General features: G+C 68.7%; 17 protein-coding genes. 5 read left to right on the top strand and 12 right to left on the bottom strand.

The annotated features are described in order from the left end of the window. Positions 1-27: 27 nt before the first annotated feature. Positions 28-1,044, top strand: coding sequence for a TroA family protein (locus ABT313_RS10335; protein WP_350850803.1), 1,017 nt, complete (start codon positions 28-30; stop codon positions 1,042-1,044). A gap of 229 nt (positions 1,045-1,273) precedes the next feature. Here the strand turns inward: ABT313_RS10335 and ABT313_RS10330 are convergent, their stop codons facing one another. The 4 genes from ABT313_RS10330 to ABT313_RS10315 are packed head-to-tail and all read right to left on the bottom strand — an operon-like array spanning position 1,274 to position 6,687. After that, positions 1,274-3,232 (bottom strand): vWA domain-containing protein, encoded by a 1,959-nt coding sequence (locus ABT313_RS10330; protein ID WP_350850800.1) that lies wholly within the window; start codon positions 3,230-3,232, stop codon positions 1,274-1,276. A gap of 2 nt (positions 3,233-3,234) precedes the next feature. Then, positions 3,235-4,632, bottom strand: a complete 1,398-nt coding sequence (locus ABT313_RS10325; protein WP_350850798.1) for a sigma 54-interacting transcriptional regulator — start codon at positions 4,630-4,632, stop codon at positions 3,235-3,237. A gap of 45 nt (positions 4,633-4,677) precedes the next feature. Then, complete coding sequence (locus ABT313_RS10320; protein ID WP_350850795.1) at positions 4,678-5,955, bottom strand: serine hydrolase domain-containing protein; 1,278 nt, start codon at positions 5,953-5,955, stop codon at positions 4,678-4,680. A gap of 9 nt (positions 5,956-5,964) precedes the next feature. Beyond that, on the bottom strand, positions 5,965-6,687 hold the full coding sequence (locus tag ABT313_RS10315) for a Clp protease N-terminal domain-containing protein (RefSeq protein WP_350850792.1): 723 nt from the start codon (positions 6,685-6,687) through the stop codon (positions 5,965-5,967). 173 nt (positions 6,688-6,860) lie between these two features. Here ABT313_RS10315 and mug point away from each other — a divergent pair, with 173 nt between their 5' ends. Further along, a complete protein-coding gene (gene mug, locus ABT313_RS10310; RefSeq protein WP_350850789.1) occupies positions 6,861-7,361 on the top strand; it encodes a G/U mismatch-specific DNA glycosylase in 501 nt (166 codons plus the stop codon). Between the two features lie 24 nt (positions 7,362-7,385). After that, the gene (locus ABT313_RS10305; RefSeq protein WP_350850787.1) at positions 7,386-10,703 is read left to right on the top strand and encodes a HEAT repeat domain-containing protein; all 3,318 of its coding nucleotides are present in this window, start codon (positions 7,386-7,388) and stop codon (positions 10,701-10,703) included. Here ABT313_RS10305 and ligD read toward each other — a convergent pair whose 3' ends face one another. From ligD to ABT313_RS10280, 5 genes are all read right to left on the bottom strand, one after another. Next, positions 10,704-11,726 carry a non-homologous end-joining DNA ligase gene (ligD, locus tag ABT313_RS10300; protein ID WP_350850785.1) on the bottom strand — a complete coding sequence of 341 codons (1,023 nt, stop codon included), beginning with the start codon at positions 11,724-11,726 and terminating at the stop codon, positions 10,704-10,706. A 403-nt stretch (positions 11,727-12,129) separates the two neighbouring features. Then, positions 12,130-13,224, bottom strand: a complete 1,095-nt coding sequence (locus ABT313_RS10295) for a hypothetical protein (RefSeq protein WP_350850784.1) — start codon at positions 13,222-13,224, stop codon at positions 12,130-12,132. Then, positions 13,221-14,066, bottom strand: a complete 846-nt coding sequence (locus ABT313_RS10290) for an acetylxylan esterase (RefSeq protein WP_350850781.1) — start codon at positions 14,064-14,066, stop codon at positions 13,221-13,223. The genes ABT313_RS10295 and ABT313_RS10290 overlap by 4 nt, the downstream gene beginning before the upstream one ends. A gap of 4 nt (positions 14,067-14,070) precedes the next feature. Beyond that, positions 14,071-14,997, bottom strand: a complete 927-nt coding sequence (locus ABT313_RS10285) for an acetylxylan esterase (RefSeq protein ID WP_350850779.1) — start codon at positions 14,995-14,997, stop codon at positions 14,071-14,073. 24 nt (positions 14,998-15,021) lie between these two features. Beyond that, positions 15,022-16,323 carry a hypothetical protein gene (locus ABT313_RS10280; RefSeq protein ID WP_350850777.1) on the bottom strand — a complete coding sequence of 434 codons (1,302 nt, stop codon included), beginning with the start codon at positions 16,321-16,323 and terminating at the stop codon, positions 15,022-15,024. Between the two features lie 140 nt (positions 16,324-16,463). On the opposite strand from ABT313_RS10280, the gene ABT313_RS10275 reads away from it, so the two are divergent. Then, positions 16,464-17,372 carry an NAD-dependent epimerase/dehydratase family protein gene (locus ABT313_RS10275; RefSeq protein ID WP_350850775.1) on the top strand — a complete coding sequence of 303 codons (909 nt, stop codon included), beginning with the start codon at positions 16,464-16,466 and terminating at the stop codon, positions 17,370-17,372. 58 nt (positions 17,373-17,430) lie between these two features. Continuing rightward, complete coding sequence (locus tag ABT313_RS10270; protein WP_350850773.1) at positions 17,431-18,210, top strand: COG4705 family protein; 780 nt, start codon at positions 17,431-17,433, stop codon at positions 18,208-18,210. 4 nt (positions 18,211-18,214) lie between these two features. Here ABT313_RS10270 and ABT313_RS10265 read toward each other — a convergent pair whose 3' ends face one another. The 3 genes from ABT313_RS10265 to ABT313_RS10255 all read right to left on the bottom strand — a co-directional run bounded on the left by ABT313_RS10265 (position 18,215) and on the right by ABT313_RS10255 (position 20,994). Continuing rightward, positions 18,215-18,769: a dihydrofolate reductase family protein gene (locus tag ABT313_RS10265; RefSeq protein WP_350850771.1), complete on the bottom strand. Its 555-nt coding sequence runs from the start codon at positions 18,767-18,769 to the stop codon at positions 18,215-18,217. A gap of 414 nt (positions 18,770-19,183) precedes the next feature. Beyond that, positions 19,184-20,305 carry a tRNA dihydrouridine synthase DusB gene (dusB, locus tag ABT313_RS10260; protein WP_350850769.1) on the bottom strand — a complete coding sequence of 374 codons (1,122 nt, stop codon included), beginning with the start codon at positions 20,303-20,305 and terminating at the stop codon, positions 19,184-19,186. Next, positions 20,305-20,994: a hypothetical protein gene (locus ABT313_RS10255; RefSeq protein ID WP_350850766.1), complete on the bottom strand. Its 690-nt coding sequence runs from the start codon at positions 20,992-20,994 to the stop codon at positions 20,305-20,307. Before ABT313_RS10255 ends, dusB begins: the two co-directional genes overlap by 1 nt.

Here is a 20,994-nt window from a genome sequence, read left to right as displayed (position 1 = left end):
GAGGTTGCCGCCAGCTAGAGTCGGCGGGTGCGCATCGTCTCTCTCCTGCCCTCCGCGACCGAGATCTGCTTCGCACTCGGCGCCGGCGACGACGTCGTCGGCGTGACATTCGAGTGCGACTATCCGGCGGCCGCACGCACCCGCCGGATCGTGTCGACGACCGCGCTGCCCGCCGGGCTGACGCCGGGAGAGATCGACGCCGTCGTACGACGGAAGGTCGCGGCCGGGGAGGACCTGTACCACCTCGACGCCGGCGCTCTGCGAGAGCTCGAGCCGGACGTGGTGATCACGCAAGACCTCTGCGCGGTCTGCGCGATCGATGTCGACGACGTGTCGGAGGCGCTCAACTACTTGGGCTGCCAGGCGGAGGTCGTAACCACCGATCCGCACACTCTGGACGAGGTGCTGGACTCGATCGAGACGATCGCGAAGGCGATCGACCGCGATGCGGCGCTGCTGGTGGACGCTCTACGGGCGCGGCTGAAGCGGCAACCGGGTTGGCCCGCACCACGGCCGGACAGCAGCACCCCAACAGTTGGTGCCCAGGCACCGACCCAACCTTCCACTCCAACGGCGGCTACGCCGCTGGTGGGTGTGGGGCGGCGTGGGTCTGAGGTGGGTCTTCGGGTGGGTGTGGGGCGGCGTGGGTCTGAGGTGGGTCACGGGGTGCGGGTGGGTTTGCTGGAGTGGACCGATCCGCCGTTCGCGCCGGGGCATTGGTTGCCGGAGATGGTCACGTTGGCGGGTGGGACGAATGTGCTTGGGCGGGCCGGGGCGCGATCCGTTGCGGTGACGTGGGAGCAGGTGGCGGCCGCGGAGCCTGAGGTGATTGTGTCCGCGCCGTGTGGGTTCGATCTGCAAGGCGCCGCCAGGCTGACCACGGAGTTGATGCCACGGCTGCCGGCGGACGTTCCGGTATGGGCCGTGGATGCGAACGGATACTTCGCCCGCCCCGGGCCGCGGCTGGTGGACGGCATCGACGTACTGGCTGCCGTCTTCCGGCACGACGCCCCGGACCCGGCCATCGCTCGCCGGCTGCGCTGACGCCGCATCCGAAGGGGTTCACCCCTTCACTTGTCCGTTCTCACGGCGCATGGGACCGGTGAATCGGCAACACGAGGGGTCAACCCCTCCGATGCGCAGAGCGGCGCCTGCGCACCGCGGGTGGGTACGCCGGCGCCGCTCGGCACAACGGCTGGCGCATCGGCGCCGCTCCGGACGACGGCTGGTGCGTCCCACCGCTCCGTGCGACGGAGCGGTGGGGCGGTGGCGGTTAGAGCTTGCGGCGGGTTCTGAGGTAGTCGCCGACGACGGCGGCGCCGAGGCCGTCGGGGTCGGGGGCGAGGACTCGGCCGCCGCTGCGGCGGGCGAGGAGGTCGACGAACGCGTTCAGGCGTGGGTCGTCGCCCAGACGGAAGACGGTCAGGGTGGCGCCGAGCTTGGCCAGCCGGTCGACCTCGAAGATCGTCTTGCGGAGCGTGGCCGGCTCGGGCGGGTATGAGAACTCGGCCGTGCCGTCGGGCTCGAGATGAGCGGTCGGCTCGCCGTCGGTCACCATCAGGACGACCGGCTGCGCGTCCGGGTGGCGACGAAGGTGACGCCCGGCGAGGAGCAGCGCGTGGTGCGCGTTCGTGCCCTGCTCCCAGGTGCCTTCCATCCCGATCAGCTGCGGCAACTCGACCACCCCGGCGTACCGCCCGAAGGTGATCAGCTGGAGTGCGTCGTTGCGGTAGCGCGTCGAGATGAGCTGGTGCAACGCGAGCGCCGTACGTTTCATCGGCAGCCAGCGGCCCTCTTGGACCATCGACCACGACGTGTCGACCAGCAAGGCGACCGCGGCCCGAGCACGATGCTCCGTCTCCGCGATCTCCACATCCGCCACGTCGAGCTTCACGCCACCGCCGCCGGTGTGCGCGGTCCGCAGTACGGCGTTGCGCACCGTCCGCGGCACGTCCCACGGCTGGGTGTCGCCGAACTCCCACTGCCGCGTCGACCCGCTCAGCTCACCGGCCGCGCCGGCATTGGCCGCATCCCGTTCACCGGACCCACGGGCCGCCCGCAGTACGTCGGCCAAGGCCGTCTGACCCAGCTGACGCAAGGCCTTCGGGGACAACCGCAGCGAACCGTCCGGCGCCCGCTCGATCAGACCCTGATCACGCAGCTCCCGCTCCAGCTCGCTCAGCCGACGCGCGTCGACCGTTGCCTCGTCGCCCAATTGCCGCGTGAGCGCGTCGAGATCGATGTCCTCGAGCCGCGCCCCCGGGTACGACTGCGCCAGCTGCTCGGCCAGCGCATCCAGCTCCGCGAGATCGGACATCGCCCGTGCGCCCTCGGCGAGACCGAGCGGATCCTCGCCACTCATCTGCTCGGATCCGTACCAATCCTCGCCCGGCCGCAGCGACTGCAGCTGAGCATCCAACTGGGCCAACTGCTGCGCGAGCTGCGGACTGCCGAACGCCTGCTGCGACAGCTCCATCAACTCGGCCCGCTGCTCGGCGGTCATCGAGTTCATCATCCGTTGCGCCGCGGCCGCCCGCTGCGCGAGTACGTCGATGAGCTCCTCGACGTTCTGCGGGTTCTCCGGGAAGAACTCGCCGTGGTTGGCCATGAACTCCTCGAACAGCTCCGGCACCTCGGGCCGGCCCTGCGCATGCGCCGCCAGCAGCGCGTTGAGGTCGGTCAGCATCTCGTTGATCGCCTCGACGTCCTCGGGCGTGGTCTGCTGCAGCGCCTCCTTCATACCCTCGAACCGCGACCCGAGCAGCTCACGTCCGAGCAGTTCCCGGATCTCCTCGTACTTCGCCCGCGCCTCCGACGACTGCCAGTCGTAGTTGGCCAGCTCCCGTACGGCGGCCGCCGTGCCGGACGGGAGCGCGTCCAGCTGAGCCTCCCGGAACCGGGCGTCGTCGGACGGGTTCGGGAACAGCTCGTGCCGCTCCGCCTCCAGCGCTTCGTTCAGCAACCGCTGGACGTCGCGCAGCGTGCCGTCGAGGTTGTGCCGCCGCTCGATCTCGCGGCGGCGCTCCCACAGCCGGCGGCTCAGGTCGTCCAGACCCTGGGTGTTCCGCGTCCCGCGCCGGAGCAACTCCTCCAGCGCGGACCGCGGGGACGAACCGTTCATCACGTCGCGGCCGATCTCGTCCAGCGCGTCCCGCAGATCCGCGGGCGCCTTGAGCGGATCGGGCCCGTCGTGCCACGGACCGTACGACCAGCCTTCTGGAATCGACGACATGATCAGGCCCCGTAGACGGTGGTGTCGTCGTCGGCGTCCTTGGCGACTCGTTTCGACAGGTAGAGCATCTCCAGGGCGAGCTCGATGGCGGCAGCGATCCGGCCGGACGAGTCGTCCGGCTCGACACCGGCCCGGGCCGCGACGTCGTGCAGGACCGGCAGCTCGGGCAACGCGGCCAGCACGTCCCGGCCGGGCACCCGCTCACCGGTCGTCACAAGGTTGCCATCAGCAACAGCATGCGCGAGCGGAGTCAGGTCGAGACCGGCGAACCGCTCCCGGGCCGTGTCGGCCACCGACCGGCGCAGCAGGTACTCGAGCAGCTCGATCTCGCGCCCTTCCTCACCCGGCTCGAACTCGAGCTTGCCCCGCAGTACTGCGGGCACCGCCTCCAGGTCGACCGGTCGCGCGACGGCCGGCGTCTCGCCGGTGATCGCACTCCGGCGCAACGCGGCAGCAGCGATCGTCTCGGCCGCGGCGACCGCGAACCGGGCCGACACACCCGAGCGCTGGTCGATCGCGGTCGACTCGCGCAGGTGCCGGACGAACCGCGCCAGCACCTCGAGCAGCGGCTCGCCGACCTCGGCGGTGAACTCGGCCTCCTGCCGGATCACGTCCACCTCGGCGTCGATGTCGAGCGGGTAGTGGGTCCGGACCTCGGCGCCGAACCGGTCCTTCAGCGGCGTGATGATCCGGCCGCGGTTGGTGTAGTCCTCCGGGTTGGCCGTTGCCACCAGCAACACGTCGAGCGGCAGCCGCAGCGTGTACCCCCGGACCTGGATGTCGCGCTCCTCCATCACGTTCAGCAACGCGACCTGGATGCGCTCGGCGAGGTCGGGCAGCTCGTTGATCGCGACGATGCCGCGGTGCGAGCGCGGGACCAGGCCGAAGTGGATGGTCTCGGGGTCGCCGAGACTGCGGCCCTCGGCAACCTTCACCGGATCCACGTCCCCGATCAGGTCGCCGACGGAGGTGTCCGGAGTCGCCAGCTTCTCGGCGTACCGCAGGTCGCGGTGCAGCCAGGCGACCGGCAGGTCATCGCCGAGCTCGGCGGCGCGGCGGCGCGAGGCGGGCGTGATCGGGTCGAGCGGGTGCTCGGGCAGTTCGGCGCCCTCGATCACCGGGGTCCACTCGTCGAGCAGCCCGACCAGCGTGCGCAGTAGCCGGGTCTTGCCCTGACCGCGCTCACCGAGCAGTACGACGTCGTGCCCGGCGAGCAGCGCGCGCTCCAGCTGCGGAATCACCGTGCGGGTGAATCCGACGATGCCGGGCCACGGATCACGTCCGGCCCGGAGTTGTTCCAGCAGGTTGTCACGGATCTCGGCCTTGATCGACCGAGGCAGATAGCCGGCGGCCCGGAGGTCACCAGCCTTACGGGGAAGTTCAGCAGGTGCACTAGTCACGCAGAAGACGTTAGCTCGGTCGGCCCAACTTGCACGTTGTTTATCTCAGCGCCTGGGCGTGACTCGTCCCGATGTGAAGAGGTGAGTCGGTGTGAACGTCAGCGGCACCCACGGGTGCTCCGGAGAGTAACGAATGACGAAATGGTCGCCGTCGAGCGGCTCCGTCGGCAGCATCTCGTACTCGTGCACCGGCTCCTCGGCGAACGCCAGCCGGTCCCCTGTCGCCTGCTCGGTGAGCAGCAGACCGTCGCCACGCCGTACGACGTCGAGCCGCACGCTGGCCCGCTCGTATCTCCCGACATTGCGGTCGTCAACCGGACCGTCGGCCGGTTGCGGCGCGGACGGGTGGCTGACTCCGACGTAATGCTCGAACACCTCGGACGCGAGCGGCTCGAACAGCCTGGTCCCGTTGCCGGAGTTCGTGAGCAGGCACATGATCAAGCGGGTCTCGGGGTCGACCCGGAGGAAGGCCGTCTGCGAGATCGTGGAGCCGTCGTGACCGAAGAGCCGGCGACCGTCCCAGTCGTAGATCCGCCAGGTCAGACCGAGATCGACGAAGCCGCCGATCCCGCGCGCGAACGGCACCTGCGGCTCCTGCATACCGGCGTACTTCTCGTCGTCCAGATGCATCCGGGCGAACTCGAGCAGGTCGCCGGCGCTCGCCGCGACGAGCCCGGCCGGGCCGATGCTGCGCGGCAGCTGCCACGTCTTGACGGGCGAGCCGTCCTCGGCCGTGTGACCGCGGGCGGCCCGGTACAGGATCGCCTCCTCGGGCAGGGTGACGGCATGCGTGAGGCCGAGCGGCTCGACCAGCCTCGCCCGCAGCGACTCGTCCCAGGTCCGGCCGTCGAGGACCTCGATCAGCCGGCCCAGTACGACGAATCCGGCGTTGCAGTACGAGTACGCCGTACCGGGCTCGAACAGCTGCTCCACGTCCGCGAGCAGAGCGACGTACCGCTCTAGGCAGTCGTCGCCGCGACCAGTGTCGGTGAACAGGTCACCGTCGAGGCCGCTGGTATGGGTGAGCAGGTGACGGACCGTGAGCCGCGGGTCGATAGGGGCCCCAGGCAACAGCTTGATCACCGGGTCGTCCAGCTGCAGCCGGCCCTCGGCGGCGAGCTGGACGATCATCGACGCGGTCCACGGCTTGCTGATCGACCCGATCTGGAAGAGCGAGTCGGCCGTGGTCTCCACCCCGGTCGCGGTGTTCAGCAGGCCGTACGGCGTGATCGTGGACGCGCCGTCCTGCCAGATGCCGAGCACCGCACCGGGCACCTCGGCCGCTACCGCCAACTCGTTCAATCGCGCAGACCAGTCAGGCATGCGCCCAACCTACTTCTTCAACGCCTCCAGCGCTGCGCGAATATCCGTCCACGCCGCCGACTCGTCCAGGCCCTGCTCCAGCAGGATCTTGGTGGCGATGCCGGCCTGGTCGCGGTAGAAGGCGAGCAGGAGATGCTCGGTGCCGACGTAGTTGTGACCGAGCGTCAGCGCCTCTCCGACGGCGCCCTGCAGGACGTGCGCCGCGCGCCGGGTCCACGGCGGATCCTCGACGTCCAGATCCTTCGCTTCGGTCGATGGCGCCGGCTCAGCCGCCGGGCTCTTGGCGTCGACAGCCTGGAGCACCGACTCCTCGGTGATGCCGTGGTTGACCAGCACTTTTGCGGCGATCGCACCCGGCTCCTTGTACATCCCGAGCAGGAGGTGCTCGGTGCCGACGAAGTTGTGATTGCGGGCCCGGGCGATGTCCTCGGCGGCCTGCACCACCGAACGCGCGCGCTGGGTGTACCGCTCGAAGGCCGGCCGCGCGGTCCAGGAGTCCGCGAACCGCTTGTGCGCGGCCTGCTTGCTGACGCCGAGCACCGCGCTGATCTCGACCCACGACTTCCCCGCACCGCGCGCCCGGTCGACGAAGAACCCGAGTGCCGCGTCGCCCGTGCTGGTGAGTTCGCTGATCGTCGCCGCCGCGGTCGCGAGCTGTGCGAGCTCGTCGTCGCTGCCGGTGTCGGTCTTGATCGTGTTGATGAGCTGCTGCAGATCAGGTCCAGGAGTCATGCGTCAACCCTAGGTTGACAACCTGTCAGCGTCAACCCTGGGTTGACGATCGGTCGCCTAAGTCGTGAGCTGTGTACCGAAGAACGGGTCGTGGTTGCCTCCCCGGGGTTCCGTTACGGGGGACGGTCGGCCGGAAGGCTGACCACTACCCGTTCTTCGGTACGGTTCCATCCATGCAAGCTCTGCCCGACGTGATCGGCCCCGGCCTGAAAGTGTTGTTCTGCGGAATCAATCCAGGGCTGATGTCGGCCGAGACCGGGCATCACTTCGCGCGGCCCGGCAATCGGTTCTGGCCGGCGCTGCAGTTGAGCGGATTCACCCCACGGCAGCTGAAGCCCTCCGAGCAGCGCGAGCTCCTCGAGTACGGGCTCGGCATCACCAATGTCGTCGACAAGCCGAGCGCGCGGGCCGACGAACTCACCCGCGCAGAGCTGGTCGCCGGCGGCGAGAGCCTGGTGTCGAAAGTGCTCGACGTCCAACCCGAGTGGCTCGCCGTCCTCGGCGTCACCGCCTACCGCGACGCCTTCGCCGACCGGACGGCCGCCATCGGCAAGCAGGACCGCACAATCGGCGCCACCCGCGTCTGGATCCTCCCGAACCCGAGCGGCCTCAACGCCCACTACACGCTGCCGAAGCTGGCCGCGGCGTTCGCGGAGCTCCGGCGGCTGAGTTGACCGATCGTTCGGCAGGATGGGGGCATGCGAGCTTCGGACCTGCTGCGGGCGATCGACCAGCTTTCGTACGGCGAGCGGCTTCGGCACGTCGCGCTCGAAGGTCTCCGGTTGCGCGGGACAACCGAGCTCACCGAGCTACTGCGCGAGCTCGGCCGAGGCACGCCGTACGAGCGGACTCTGGGTGTGACGATCGCGCAGGTCACGGGCGAGGCCGGCTACGTGACGCAGCTGTTGAACGACCCGGCGCCGGCGGTGCAGCATCGCGCGCTCGCGGCCGTCGGAAGAGGTATGCCCGTCTCGGACGACGATCTGCGGATCCTGTACGACGACGCGCCCGCCGTACTGCGGACCAAGCTCCTGCACGTGATCCGCAAGACCGGCCGATCCGCCTTGGCCGCGCGCCTGATCGACAACCATCGCGAACGCTGGGGCGACCGCGCCGCCGCGAGCCTGCTCTCCAGTACGGACGGCGAGACCGTGGAGCGTCTGTTGCCCGAGCTCGCGTACGTCCTCGGCCCGGGCGAGTGGGAGAGGCTCGGAGCGCGGCATCCGAAGGTCGTCCTCGCCTTCGCGCACAGCACGCTGCCCTCCGGCCCGGACCGGGACGAGTGGTGGCAGGGCACGGCGTACGGCGTGGTCGGGGCGCTCGAGCACGACCCGGCGGAGGTTGCGGCGCTGCTGACAACCGGGCTGGTTCCGGATCAGTTGCCTTCGGCATTCACCTCGGTGCTCGGCCGCTTGATGGACGCCGACGCCGCAGCGGTCCTGCGGATCCTGCTGGCGCCGGAGCGGGCCTGGTCGTTGCCCAACGCCCTCACCCCGGCCGTACGCCGGCGGCTGTATCGCTACTCGAACGACGAGCTGATCGCGCTCGGCCGGCTGTCGTGGCCGATCCTGCCCGGCCTGCTCTCTGAGCTGCCTCCGTCCCGCCGCGCCGCTGTATTCTCCGGCAGTACGAGCACCGTCGACCTCGGGCAGATCGTGCTGTCCGCCGAGCTGCTCGCCTTACTCCCCCGCGAGGTGCGCTTCGAGCAGACCCGGCGAATGCTCACTCTGCCAGCAGTTGCTGAGGGCAATCATTCGCGGTGGAAGATCACTGCGTTCCTGCCGTACGACGAGGCGTTCGCGTTGCTCGAGCCGGAGATCATGCAGCCGGACGCGGACGATCGATCTTTGGTATACCAAGCCGTCGTCGCGGCCGCCGGGCACTCGCGGCAACCGTCCGCTGTCGAGGCTGCGGTCGCCTGGGTGACACGTGCCCGGAACGATCGCGACACCGTTCGTCAGGGCGTTTTGCGGGCTGTCAGCAAGCTTCCGCCGTCGGTGATGAGCGGCGCGTTGACCGGCTCGCTGGAGAGTTTGCTGACCAGCACGCTGGAGGCTCGCGACACCAGTTGGGGCACCCAACGAGCGCTGAGTTCGCTCGCCACCACCGCCGTCCAGGAAGGTGCCCGACGCAACGATCCGGCGCTGCTCGAGTGGGGGCTGCAGGCACACGGACGGCTGACCGGCAACCAGGGCTCGATCCCGCTGTACGGGCTGATCGAGGGGCTGCCGCGCGGTCGGGAGGCGGCCGTGTACGACGTACTGCGGAAGTACGTCGACGGCGGGGTTGCGCGGAAGGAGTTCCGGCTGCCGTTCGCGATCTCGCGAGCATTCGACGACCGCGGCTGGTCGAACGAGCACCTGCAGGCCGCGCTCGAACAGGCGGTCTGGTCGAACCAGGAGAACACCGTCGGCGAGGCGACCGAGTTGTGGCTGTGGCCGTCGTCGACGCGCGGCGAGCGGGTCGAGCGGATCATCCGGCGTGATGTCGGGATGGCGCGCTGGGATCCGGTCTGGCAGGCGGTGACCGAAGTACGGACCGATCTGCTGGACGCCGTACTCGCACGTCCCGAGCGGATCCGCCGCTTCGAGCGGAACCACCCGGCCTGGAACGTCCCGGACCGAGCGATCCGCCGCTGGCTCCCGCGCCAGCAGACGCGGTACGCCGAACTCGTTGCCGGTGCGGCCGGTGACGAGCGGATGCCGGACTGGGCTCGCGCGAACGCGGTCTCGATGCTGGGTCACGTGCCGGTCGCCGGACGCGCTGCGCTCGAGCCGTTCCTCACGCACGAATCGGTGTTGCTGCAGGAGGCTGCGCTCGGTGCGTTGGCGTGGACGGATGCGCCGCAGGAGGCGTTGCCGGTCCTGCTCGCGCACGCGGGTGATGATCGCGCGCGGGTAGCGCTGTATGCGGCGACCCGCGCGGCGATGTTCGTGCGGCCCAGCCGGTTGCCGGGGTTGTTGCATCCGGTGCTGGTTGGCGAGGGTGTGAAGATCACCTCGCGCAAGGAGGCGGCGCGGTTGTTGGGCAAGCTGCGCGCTCCTGGTGCGAGCGCTGTTCTCGCTGATGCTTGGGCTTCTGCGCATCGTGATGTGAAGGCTGCGATTGCCAGCGCGGCGTCGCAGTACTTGCTGCATGAGCCGGCGAGTTGGGCTTTGCTGCAGCAGGCGGTTCATGACAGCGCGGCTACGGCGACAGTGCTCACGCAGCGGCCGGCGTACGGGATGGCGGCGAAGTACCGCGGCCGGTACGCCGATCTGCTGGTCGCGGTGACGAACCGGCCTGAGCAGGAGGTGGTGCAGAGCGCGGTACGGTCGTTGCCGCGGTGGGCGCCCTGGAATCCGGCGGTCGCGCCGATCTGCGTGGATTTCATCGTTGACCTTGGTACGACGACGGTGTGGAACGACGCGACGACGGCGCTGGTCGCGATCGATCCTGAGCTGGCCGGGGACGAGATCGTCCGGGCCGCACGTCTGCTGGTCCGGCTCGAGGCTGACCCTCGACTGCCTGATGCCCTGGCCGACCGCGATCACCCGGCCAGGCAGCGGCTCGGAGTGCTGGTTAGTCGGCTCTCGCACGCGTTCATCGGGAAGCCTGATCGGGAGATTCTGAAGGCGGTTGCGGCGGAACTCGACAGCCCGGACCTGTTGCGGATGCGGTTGGAGCTGCTCGTCGACTCGCTCGAGTTGCACAATCTCTCGACCGACCTGCTTGCCCTCGCGCACGCCGTCGAGGGCCGCCCGGTGGCCGCCTACAACGCATCGTCCCGCCTCGCGACCCGCCTTGCCACAGTCCCCGCCCAGTGGTCACCGGACCTACTCGAGCCAGCAACTCGCACCATGCTTCAGAGCGACACCCTGTTCTCAGGCCTGGTTGCTCGGTCGTTGATCGGCGCGGCTGGGCCGCGTGCGGGGTGGGCGCCGGTTTGGCGCGAGCTGCTGGTCGAACTGCGCAGGCACCCGCATCCCGACGTACGGCAGGAAGCGCTCGAGCCGACTACCGCGGCCGAGGTCTAGCTACTCGTCCGGCTTCTTCTCCTTGTCCGTCTGGTCCTGGTCCTTGTTCGCCTGGTCCGCCTTGTCCGCGGCTTCGCGGGCGCGTTTGCGGCGTTTGCCTTCGTGCATGGCGACGACTCGGGCGACGGGGATCGCGCGGCCTTCGTCCAGGAGGTCCTCGGGGAGGTCTTGCGGCGCCGGCAGTTGATCGGCCCACGGGTCAGCGTCGCCCAGCAGCTGGATCGCGTTCCGGACGGTGAAATCTCGCGGGGTCACGCTCTCGATGTCGTCCCAGCCGACCGGGTACGAGACCGTCGTACCGGGCCGGACCCGCGGGCTGTACGCCGCAACGACCGTCGCGCCGCCGGAACGCGTCGAGTCGACGAACACCTTCCCGTGCCGGTCCTCCTTGATGTACGCCGTGGTCGCGATCGACGGGTCGATCTTCTCGGCCCGCGCCGCGATCGCCCGGGTCGCGGCCGCGGCGTCCTCGATCGACACCGTCTCGGCAATCGGCACGATCACGTGCACACCCTTCGCGCCGCTCGTCTTCACCGCGCCGGACAGCCCCGAGTCGGTCAGCGCCTGACGTACGAGCAGCGCCGCCTGGACCGCCATCGTGAACGTCTCGCCCTCGGGCGGGTCGAGATCGAGGACGAGGTGCGTGACGCGGTCCCAGCGGTCGGCGCGCATCAGCGTCGGGTGGTACTCGACCGCACGCTGGTTGGCGAACCACAGCAGCGTCCGCCGGTCGTCGCAGAGGGCGTACGACACCTCCCGCTTGGACGCCTCGGCCCAGACCTGCACGGTCTTCACCCAGTCCGGCGTGTACTTCGGAACGTTCTTCTGCATGAACTTGGGCTGCCCCGGCCGGATCCGGATCACCGACAACGGCCGCTCCCGCAACTCCGGCAGCATCCGCCCGTGCACCGCATCCAGATAGTCGACCAGATCCCGCTTGGTCGCCTCGGCCCCGTCGAACAACGGCTGATCCAAGTTCGTCAGATCAACCCCGTCCCGCGTCTCATCCGGCTTACTCGCCATCCCCAGAGCTTAAAAGCCCCACCCCTCCCCCGAAACCCCACCAACCACCCCACGCACCGCTCCCCCCGCTTGCGGCCCCTTCAGCCGCCCCACGAGCCGCATCCCTCGCGTGCGGGATCGCTCTGCCGCCCCGCCAACACCCGCCAGCCAGCCGACTGCGGCGCCCCCGCCCACGGCCCCAACCGCCCGCTGGCACACGCCCACCAACCCCCGGCGCGTTTGCGCCCCTCCAGCCGGATTGCCGACCAGCCAAGGCATTGCCCGCTCAAGCCTGTCGCCCACCCGCCCGCCGTCGGCTGGCGGGTTGTTTGTCGGCTGGCGGGTTGTAATGCGTCAGCGGGGCGAAAAGCCGCTATCGAGCGCGCTGGGGTTGGGGTTGGGTGGGCTTGCGGGTGGTGGGGAGCTAGTGGGAGGTGAGGATGGTGCGGAGGGCTTGGAGGACGAGGTCGGCTTCGCCAGGTTGGAGGGTTTGGGGGTTGAGGGCGATCGCGTCGTCCGGCAGGCCGAACGTTCCGACGGCGATCCGCGGGTCGCCATCCCACAGTTTCTTGATCACCTCGTCGCGGGTGCCAGGGAGTCTGAGTACTGCGCGGCTGTGGGGCTGGCCGGCCTCGCTCGGATACCCGCGCTCGACCATCAGGCCCGGGATTGCGCTCAGGTCCGCAATCCAATTGTCAACAATCCGCTCATAGGACGCGAGGACTTCCGCCTCGTCCTGTTGCAGCGTCCACTCGACCGCGGCGAGCAGCCCGAGCAGCTCCTCCTTGCCCACCTTCATCCCGCGGCCGATCTCATGATTGGGCGACGAATGGTTCCGGATCCGGTCGATCAGCCACGCCTTCCCCAGCACGAGGCCGCTCGCCTGCGGCCCGCGCAGACCCTTGCCGCCGCTGACGATCACCGCGTCGGCGCCGACGTCCCGCGTGAACCGCCACAGGGACGAGACCGACGGGATCTGAGCGGCGGCGTCGACGATCACCGGCGTCGCGGCGCCATCCATTTCCTGCGCGACCCGGACGACCTCCTCAATCGGCAGAGCATCGGCCGCATAGTGCGCGCCGGCCATCCAGAGCACGCAGGCCGGCCGTCGCACGAGTGCTTCCCGCAGTTCCTCGACGGACGGGCCCACTTCAACGATCCGGACACCGAGGAAGCGGGCCGAGTAGTCGTAACCGTTGCGCTGGCTCGCGAACATCACCACCTCGGCGTCGGTCGGGAACGCCTGCGACTCCGTGGTGATGCACGACGCGATCGCGAGCGTGATGCCGGCTGCCGCGCCCGAGGTCACGTACGCGGACTCGTTGTGCGTGAGCTCGGCCAGCCGTTCACCGACGCGGACATTCAGCTCCGGAAGGTCGACGAAACGCGTGGCGGCGTCGGCCATCGCCTGGACCACCGGCGGCGGCATCAGCGAGCCGCCGAGGACCGTGACGGTGGCGTTGGCGTTGATGACCGCGCGGACGCCGAGCGGAGTAGTCGGTCGATCAGAGGTGCTCATGCGATGAACTTTGACATGGCAGGTACTCCGGACCGCTCCGCCAACCACGCGTCGAGAAAGTCGTTGTCGGTGCCGTCGAGGTGCGTGACGTTGTAGACCTCGGCATCCGGAGCCGCGGAGATCAGCGATCGGCACCAGTCCGCATTGTCGATTGCAAACAATGTGCGCCCGGTGATCGCCCGAGCGTGCCGCGCCGGATCGAAGTACGACAACGTGGTCGCCAGCGTCTCGGCCGACGAGCCCGCTCGAAGGTGATCGTTCAGCTCCTCCAGCGGATAGAGCGACGACTTCAGCCGCGCCTCCATCGCCCTGTAAAACAAGAGATCCGTCACGCGAACAGAGCTGAATCCGGCCCGCCGCGCAGCCGTCAGCACAGCCAGATCGTCCCCAGTCACAGCGACCATCTCCGGATCCACCTCGGCCAGTCCCCGGAGGAACTCGGCCGCCCGCAGACAGTCCGCCGCGATCCCGCGATAGATGTACGTCGCGGGGTCGTCGATGCGCATTGTCAACAATCCTGGGTACGCCGCCGCGAACCCCTCGTCGGCGAGGCGCTGACCGCGGTGCATGAGGCTGAGTACGACGTACCTGCTGCGGTCGTTCGGATGCGGGATGTTGTTGACGCTGCCGTAGCGCGGGGTGATGAGCAGCGCGGGGAACGGTCCGGCGCCGGCCGGGATGCTGAGGTTGCCGTACACGCGGTACGGACCGGTGCTGGTGATCCGCAACGTGTAGAACGTTGCCTCGTCGGTGCTTCGGGCCGGCACGAGATCGAGCACCGGCCGGCCGGGGATCGCCGCGAGCTCCTCGTCTACGGCAGTCCAGTAGTCGTCGAAGTTCATTCGTTCACCGTCCCGGGGTGAGGTGCTCGGCGAGGAAGTCCTCGACGACCCGCATCACGTCCGGCAGGCCGGCGTGATGCGCGCAATGTGGGTAGGTACGCAGCGTGGTCTCGCAGGTGAGCGCGCGTTGCAGGGCGAACCCGGTCTCCGGCGGGCAGACGTCGTCCTCGAGCCCGACGTACAGGAGGGTCGGCGCTTGGACCTTCGGCGCGAAGTTCAGCCCGTCGTAGTACGCGACCGTCTGGCGCACGCGGTCGACGTCCTTCGGGTGGATCCGCAGGTACTCGTTGATCTCCTCGTACGGGTACGAGCGGGTCAACGTGGGCGCGGTCATGATCCCGCAGAGGTACGGCGCACCAGCCGCCACGCAGCGGATCACGTCCGGGAGCAGTGCGGCCGTGGAGATGCCGAGACCGCCGCCCTGACTCGACCCCTGCAGTCCGATGCGCAGATTGTCGACATCTGGATGATCCAACAACACTTCAACCGCACGAACGACATCCAGATAGAACCCGCGGTACCCATAGGTGTTGTGGTCGACGATGTTGTGCGTCAGCAGTCCTGGGTAGCCGGGGTTGAAGGTCTCGTTCGACCGCAGTTTTCCGCGGGGCGCGACCGCGAGCGCGGCGTACCCGAGCTCGGACCACTCCTTCGGGATGGTCGGCTCGGAGATGTAGCCGGGGATGGTGACTAGCGCGGGCAGCGGCGTGGGGTGGTCGCGCGGGACGGTGTACCAACCGGCGATCCGCAGACCGCCGTAGCTCGTGTAGCGCAGATCGTAGACAATCACCTTGTCCGTGGAGAGCGTCGGCATCTCGGTGAAGACCGGGTCCAGCGGGTACGACGCACAGTCCGCCAGGCCGGCCGCCCAGAACTCGTCGAAGTCCTCGGGCAGCTCGACCTCGACGGTCGCATTCTCGGGGTCTCTCAAAAGCATTCCTCTCGGTGGGAGCGTTCAGCTCGGCGCCCTCAACGCTTGGGCGATGCGCAGTCGGTACAGACGCGTAGGGCGTCCTTTGGGGTGGTGCTGGGCGGTGCCCTCGACGCTCACCAGGCCGCCTGCGTCGAGGGTGCGGATCAGCCGGCGTCCGCTCTGATCCGTGATGCCGAGATGACCGGCAAGCTCTCCAGGCGAGAGCGTGCGGCCTTGTAGTTCGTGGTCCAGCGCGGCCAGCCGTGACACGGTGGCGGCGCTCAGACCGACGTACTTCGCCAGTTGTTCGACCTCTTCGCCGTGCTCGCGGTACGAGAACCGGAGCGCTTCGCCGGCCGGCCCCATCGGGCCGATGACGACACCGCTGTCCTCGAAGAGGTACGCGCAGGGTTCTTCCGACAGCTCGGCGCGCGCGGCCGCCTGCTCGGCGAGCAGGACGCAGTTGCGCGCCGACACCCCGACACCGAAGCCGGCCGAGATCTGCGCACCGAGCGCCGCGGCGGCCTCGGCCAGCGCGGGTACGGCGACCCAGTTGCGGGTGATGCGCTCGAACAACGCCTTGTGGGCGAAGACGACCACACCGCGGCGCCCGCGGTTCTCGATCCAGGCGCCGGCGAACTCCGGGGTGTTGAGCAGGTGGTTCATCAGTCCGATGCGGGCGCGTTCCTCGTCCGCGGACTGCGAGATCAGGAAGACGCCGGCCGCGAACCGCTGCGCGCTGGCCCGCTCCGACTCGATCCGCAGCGCGAGCTCGTGCAGCTCGGTGCGAATCGTTGCCGGTACCGGCATACCGCTCATGATCGGGATCTGCCCGTCGAGCTGCTCGCGGACCGCGGCACGCACGCTGATCACGTAGCTGCGGTCGCCGAACTTTTGGTACGCCGAACGGTGGAAGTCAACGATCTCCTCCACGCTCTGGGTCGGTGCGTAGGGCAAGCAATCGATCTGGTCCTGGTCGAGGTCCAGCGCGGTGGCCACCGCTTCGACGGCTTCGGCCGGAAACGTGTCGATGCTGACCGGCGTACGGCCCCAGCCGCGTTCCTGCGCGCGGTACAGCGCGAGGGTCAGGTCGAGCGCCGACGAGCGGATCACGCCGACCGGTAGACCGGGCGGCAGCAGTTCGCGGCTCGCGGTGTACGGCACGGGGCCGGCCAGGAAGCCGTCGAGTCGCGTCGTGCTCAGGAACTCGGCGACCTTGTCCCGGATCTCGTCCTCGTGGTCGTAGCTGACCCACTCGAGATCCACACCGCCGAGCGTGCGGGCCGCGTCGTGGAACAACTCGTGGTGGGTCACATGTGTGACGACCCCGATCACGATGCCCACGGCACTCCTTTACGAACCATGTTCGGAAGTGACTCGTAAATCAATGTCGTCAAAGGTCCCCTGACTTCCGGGGTCAGGTCAAGGGATCGTGCGTGATTCGTTCAAGCCCGGCGCGGTGATACCCGTCTAGCGTCGCGGCCATGATTCTCGTCACCGGTGGGCTCGGCATGATCGGCGCCCACACCGCCCGCGCCCTCCTCGACCTCGGGCAGGAGGTCGTGGTCACGTCACACCGGCAGACCGATCCCCCGCCGTTCCTCGACAGTTCCCTTGACGGCAGCGCCGTCGACGGCAAAGTCGTCGTCGAGCGGCTCGATGTCACCGATCGGGAGGCGTTCCTCGCGCTCGGGGATCGCTACGACATCAGCGACATCGTGCACCTGGCCGGCTCGATCCCGTCCGGGGACCCGGTCGCGTACTTCCGCCACGACACCGCAGCGCTGTTCAACGCGCTGGATGCGGCGCGGACGTGGGGCGTACGCCGGTTCGCCGTTGCCAGCAGCATCGGTGTGTACATCGGGCAGGACGAAAGCCCTTGGCACGAAGGGATGTCGCTACCGACCGCCGACCTCCCGCACCTCATCGTCGCCTTCAAGAAGGCCGTCGAGCCCGTGACGACGCACAGCCTCGCCGGCTCCGGCGTACGGCCGATCGTGCTCAGGATCGGCTCGACGTGGGGCCCGCTGATGGACCCGGAGTCGATCTTCAGCCCGATCCCGCCGTACGTGAGCGCCGTACTTCGCGGCGAAACCCCCGCTCCCCTGCCCGCCGACGCGGGAGGCGACTGGTGCTACGCGCCCGACATGGGCCGCGCGATCGCGCTCCTGGTCAGCGCCGACACGCTCAACCACACCACCTACAACGTCTCCAGCGGCAAGCCCTTCGTGTACGGCGAAGCAGCCGGCCAGCTCGCTGTCGAACCCGGCGGCGAGACCAGCCCGCACCTCGACATCACCCGCCTGACCGAGGAGACCGGCTTCACCCCCAGCTTCACGTTCCCCGAAGCCGTCGCCGACTACATCACCTGGCGCACCACCAACGCCCGCTGAAAGGCCGGCGTACGGCAATCAGGGATCTCTCAGCTTGGCGGTCGTAGCCTTCGGGACCGTGCAAACTCGCGTGTTCACTGCCCCGAAGGTTCCGGCTGTCTTCGCCATGTTCTGGCTGGTCAAGCTGCTGACAACCGGGATCGGGGAGACCGCATCCGACTACCTGGGCTCCATCAGCATCCCGCTCGCCGGCGTCATCGGCGTCGGCGGGTTCGGCACCGCCCTCTACCTGCAACTGAAGGCAAACACCTACCATCCGGTCCGGTACTGGATCACTGTGCTCGGCGTCGCGCTCTTCGGCACGATGATCGCCGACGGACCACATGTCGCGCTCGGTACGCCGTACTGGTTCGACTCCCTCGTCTATCTGGCGCTGCTCTGCGGCCTCCTCACCTGGTGGCAGCGCAGTGAGGGCACGATCTCGGTGCACTCGATCACGACGGCGCGGCGCGAGCGGTTCTACTGGGGCGTCGTGCTGCTGACGTTCGGGCTCGGCACCGCCGTCGGTGATGCGACCGCGATCGACTTCGGACTGGGGTTCACCTGGTCGATCCTGCTGTTCGCGGTGCTGATCGTCGTACCGCTCGGGCTGTGGAAGCTCGGGCTCAACGTCACCGTCGCGTTCTGGTCGTCGTACGTGCTGACGCGGCCGCTCGGTGCGTCGGTCGCCGACTGGCTCGGAAAGGGTACGCACGACGGCGGGGTGGGATGGGGCATCGGTCCGGTCACGTTGGTCGGGCTGCTGTTGTTCGCAGTACTCGTGGCTTATCTGGCTCTGACGCACAGCGACGTCGACCACGAGTCGGCAGCCAAGGAACCTGCGCCGGTGCTCGAATGACTTTTCAGGTGTGTTGGGGTCGGTAGATCTGTACGACGACGCCGTTGGAGAACGGCTTGGACTCGACGAGCTCCAGGCGACGCGACTCCGGAAGCTGGTCGAACAGGGTCTGTCCGCGGCCGAGGGCGAGCGGCTGGACCAGGAGGCGGTACTCGTCGATCAGATCCGCGGCGGCAAGCGCACCCGCGAACTGGCGACCACCCCAGACGACCACGTCGGCGCCAGGCTCGGCCTTGATCGTGGCGATCTCGGTCGCGAGGTCGCCACGCGCGACCCGGGTCTCAGGCCAGGTTGCCTCGGCGTCACTGAGGCTTTTCGAGAACACGACTTTCGGTACGTCGTTCATCGGAGCCGCGTAGGCGTCGTCGGAGTGCGGCCAGTACGACGCCATCTCCTGGTAGGTGACCCGCCCCATGAGGTGCGCGCCGGCCTTGCTGATCCGATCCAACTTCCACTGCTTCAACTCAGCCACTTCGGCGACCGCAACACCTGGATGCTCACGGTCGCTGCTGACGTATCCGTCCAGCGACATCGACATGTACAGAACGACGTTTCGCATAGCAGGCCCCCTCGCGTCGCTTCCACTTCCTAGACCCTCCCAGCCAACCAAACCTCCAGCAACCCCGTTTCCCGCCACACCTCACCAGCCGACACCACACCTCGCTCGAGTTCCTCCCACGAAACGGCGCCCTCTCACCGGAGGCCACGGACACAACCGCCTTCACCACAAGCGATCCGACTGCACGGCGATCCGTACTGCGCCGGAGGGCGCTACAGGCAGTTGCCCCCGAAGACGCTGCCCTTTCGTGCAGCAGGCCGCTCACGAGCTGCTCCCGCGAATCCGGCATCCACCGATGGTGGCCGTAGGTGCACCCTGCCCCACCAAACCAACCAGCTCCAGCGATCCATGCCCGCCGAAGGCGCCCAGGGAGACAGTCGCCGCCGCAGGCGGTGTGCTTTCGCTGAGGTTGGGTTAGCCGCCGGAGACGCCTAGTTCGGCGTCGGCTAGGTCGGCGGATAGGCCGTCGGTGTCGTCCAGCCAGCCTTGGGGTAGGACGATGTGGTCTCGGGGGCTGCCTTGGCGGCCTCGGGGGGCGCCTAGTTCGGCGACCGGGAAGGGGACGGTCGGGTCGAGTTGGGCGAGGAGTTCGTCCAGGTGGGTGAGGGTGTCGACCATGCCCAGGGCGGCTCGGAGTTCGCCGCCGGCGGGGAAGCCCTTCAGGTACCACGGCACGTGTTTGCGGAAGTCCCGCAGACCCCGCTGCTCGCCCATCAGTTCGGCGAGGAGTTCCGCATGGCGGCGCATGACAACGGCCACCTCGCCGAGGGTCGGCAGGTTAAGAGATTCGGCGCCGGCGAAGGCAGCTGCGAGGTCCCGGAAGAGCCACGGCCGCCCCAGACACCCCCGGCCAACGATCACACCAGCGCACCCGGTCTCGGCCACCATGCGGAGTGCGTCCCCGGCCTCCCAGATGTCGCCGTTCCCCAGCACCGGGATCGACACGTGCTCCACGAGTTCGGCGATCGTCGACCAGTCCGCCTGACCGGAGTACGCCTGCGCCGCCGTACGGCCATGCAGCCCGATCGCGGCGGCCCCCGAGTCAGCGGCGATCCGCCCGGCGTCCAGGTACGTCTGGTGGGACGAGTCGATCCCGATCCGCGTCTTCATCGTCACGGGTACGCCGTACGGCGTGGCCGCGTGCACCGCGGACCGGAGGATCGCGCCGAGCAGGTTCCGCTTCCACGGCAGCGCTGCGCCGCCGCCCTTGCGCGTCACCTTCGGGACGGGACACCCGAAGTTCAGGTCGATGTGCGCGACTCCGTAGGAGTCACACAGGATCTGCACCGCCCGCCCGATGAAGACCGGGTCCACGCCGTACAGCTGCACCGACCGCACCGTCTCGCGGGCGTCGAACGTGAGCATGTCGAGCGACTTCTGATCGCCTTCGACGATGCCGCGCGAGGTGATCATCTCGCAGACGTACAGCCCGGCGCCCTGCTCCGCGCACAGCCGGCGGTACGCCGCGTTGGTGATGCCGGCCATCGGGGCGAGCACCACCGGCGTCTCGATCGTGAGGTTGCCGAGCTTGAGCATCAGGCCTTCGCCACCAGCACCTGTCCGTTGCCGGAAACCTGTGCTTTATAAGGCTGTACGGCGTTCGCGGTCGTCGTCACGTCGCACGCGATCCCCGCGTCGGCGGTCTTGACCACGGCAACATCGTCCATCGTGCAGGTCACCTTCGCGGCGTCGGCGACGGATCGCTGCACGGCGTCGACGACCTTCGCGCGGACGATCGCGACCGACGGCGAGGTGAACTTGTACGACGCGGAGTACTGCTTCGCGTCAACCGTCAACGTGCCGCTGTAGGACTTCCCGGCGTACGTCACGGTGCAGGTGAGCTCGTGCGTGCCGGCGGTCTCGACCTTGTCGATCCCAGGGCACTTCACCGTCGTGGTGGCAGCCTTCCCGGCCGCGATCTGCGCCTGCTTGGAGATCGCGAAGGTGATCCGCGAGGCCAGCGGCGCGTCGCTGGCCGGCTCACCAGTCACGCGAGGGGTCGGCCAAGGCTTGGACGGCGTCGGCAGCGGGGTCAGCGACGGCGTGGAAGCGGTCGGGATCGGGGCAGTCGACGACGGCGCGCTCGACGAGGACGCGCCGGAAGCCGACGGCGAACTCCCGGCCGCGGGCTTGTCGTCCGAGCACGCGGACAACAGGAAGACGGCCAGCGCCGACAACCCGAAAACGGCCAGCCCGAAGCGCACCCGATCCCGCGACAGCTTCAT

Origin of the sequence: Kribbella sp. NPDC000426, from assembly GCF_040300265.1 — a bacterium.
GTDB lineage: Bacteria > Actinomycetota > Actinomycetes > Propionibacteriales > Kribbellaceae > Kribbella.
This window is presented reverse-complemented; position numbering and strand designations above follow the sequence as displayed.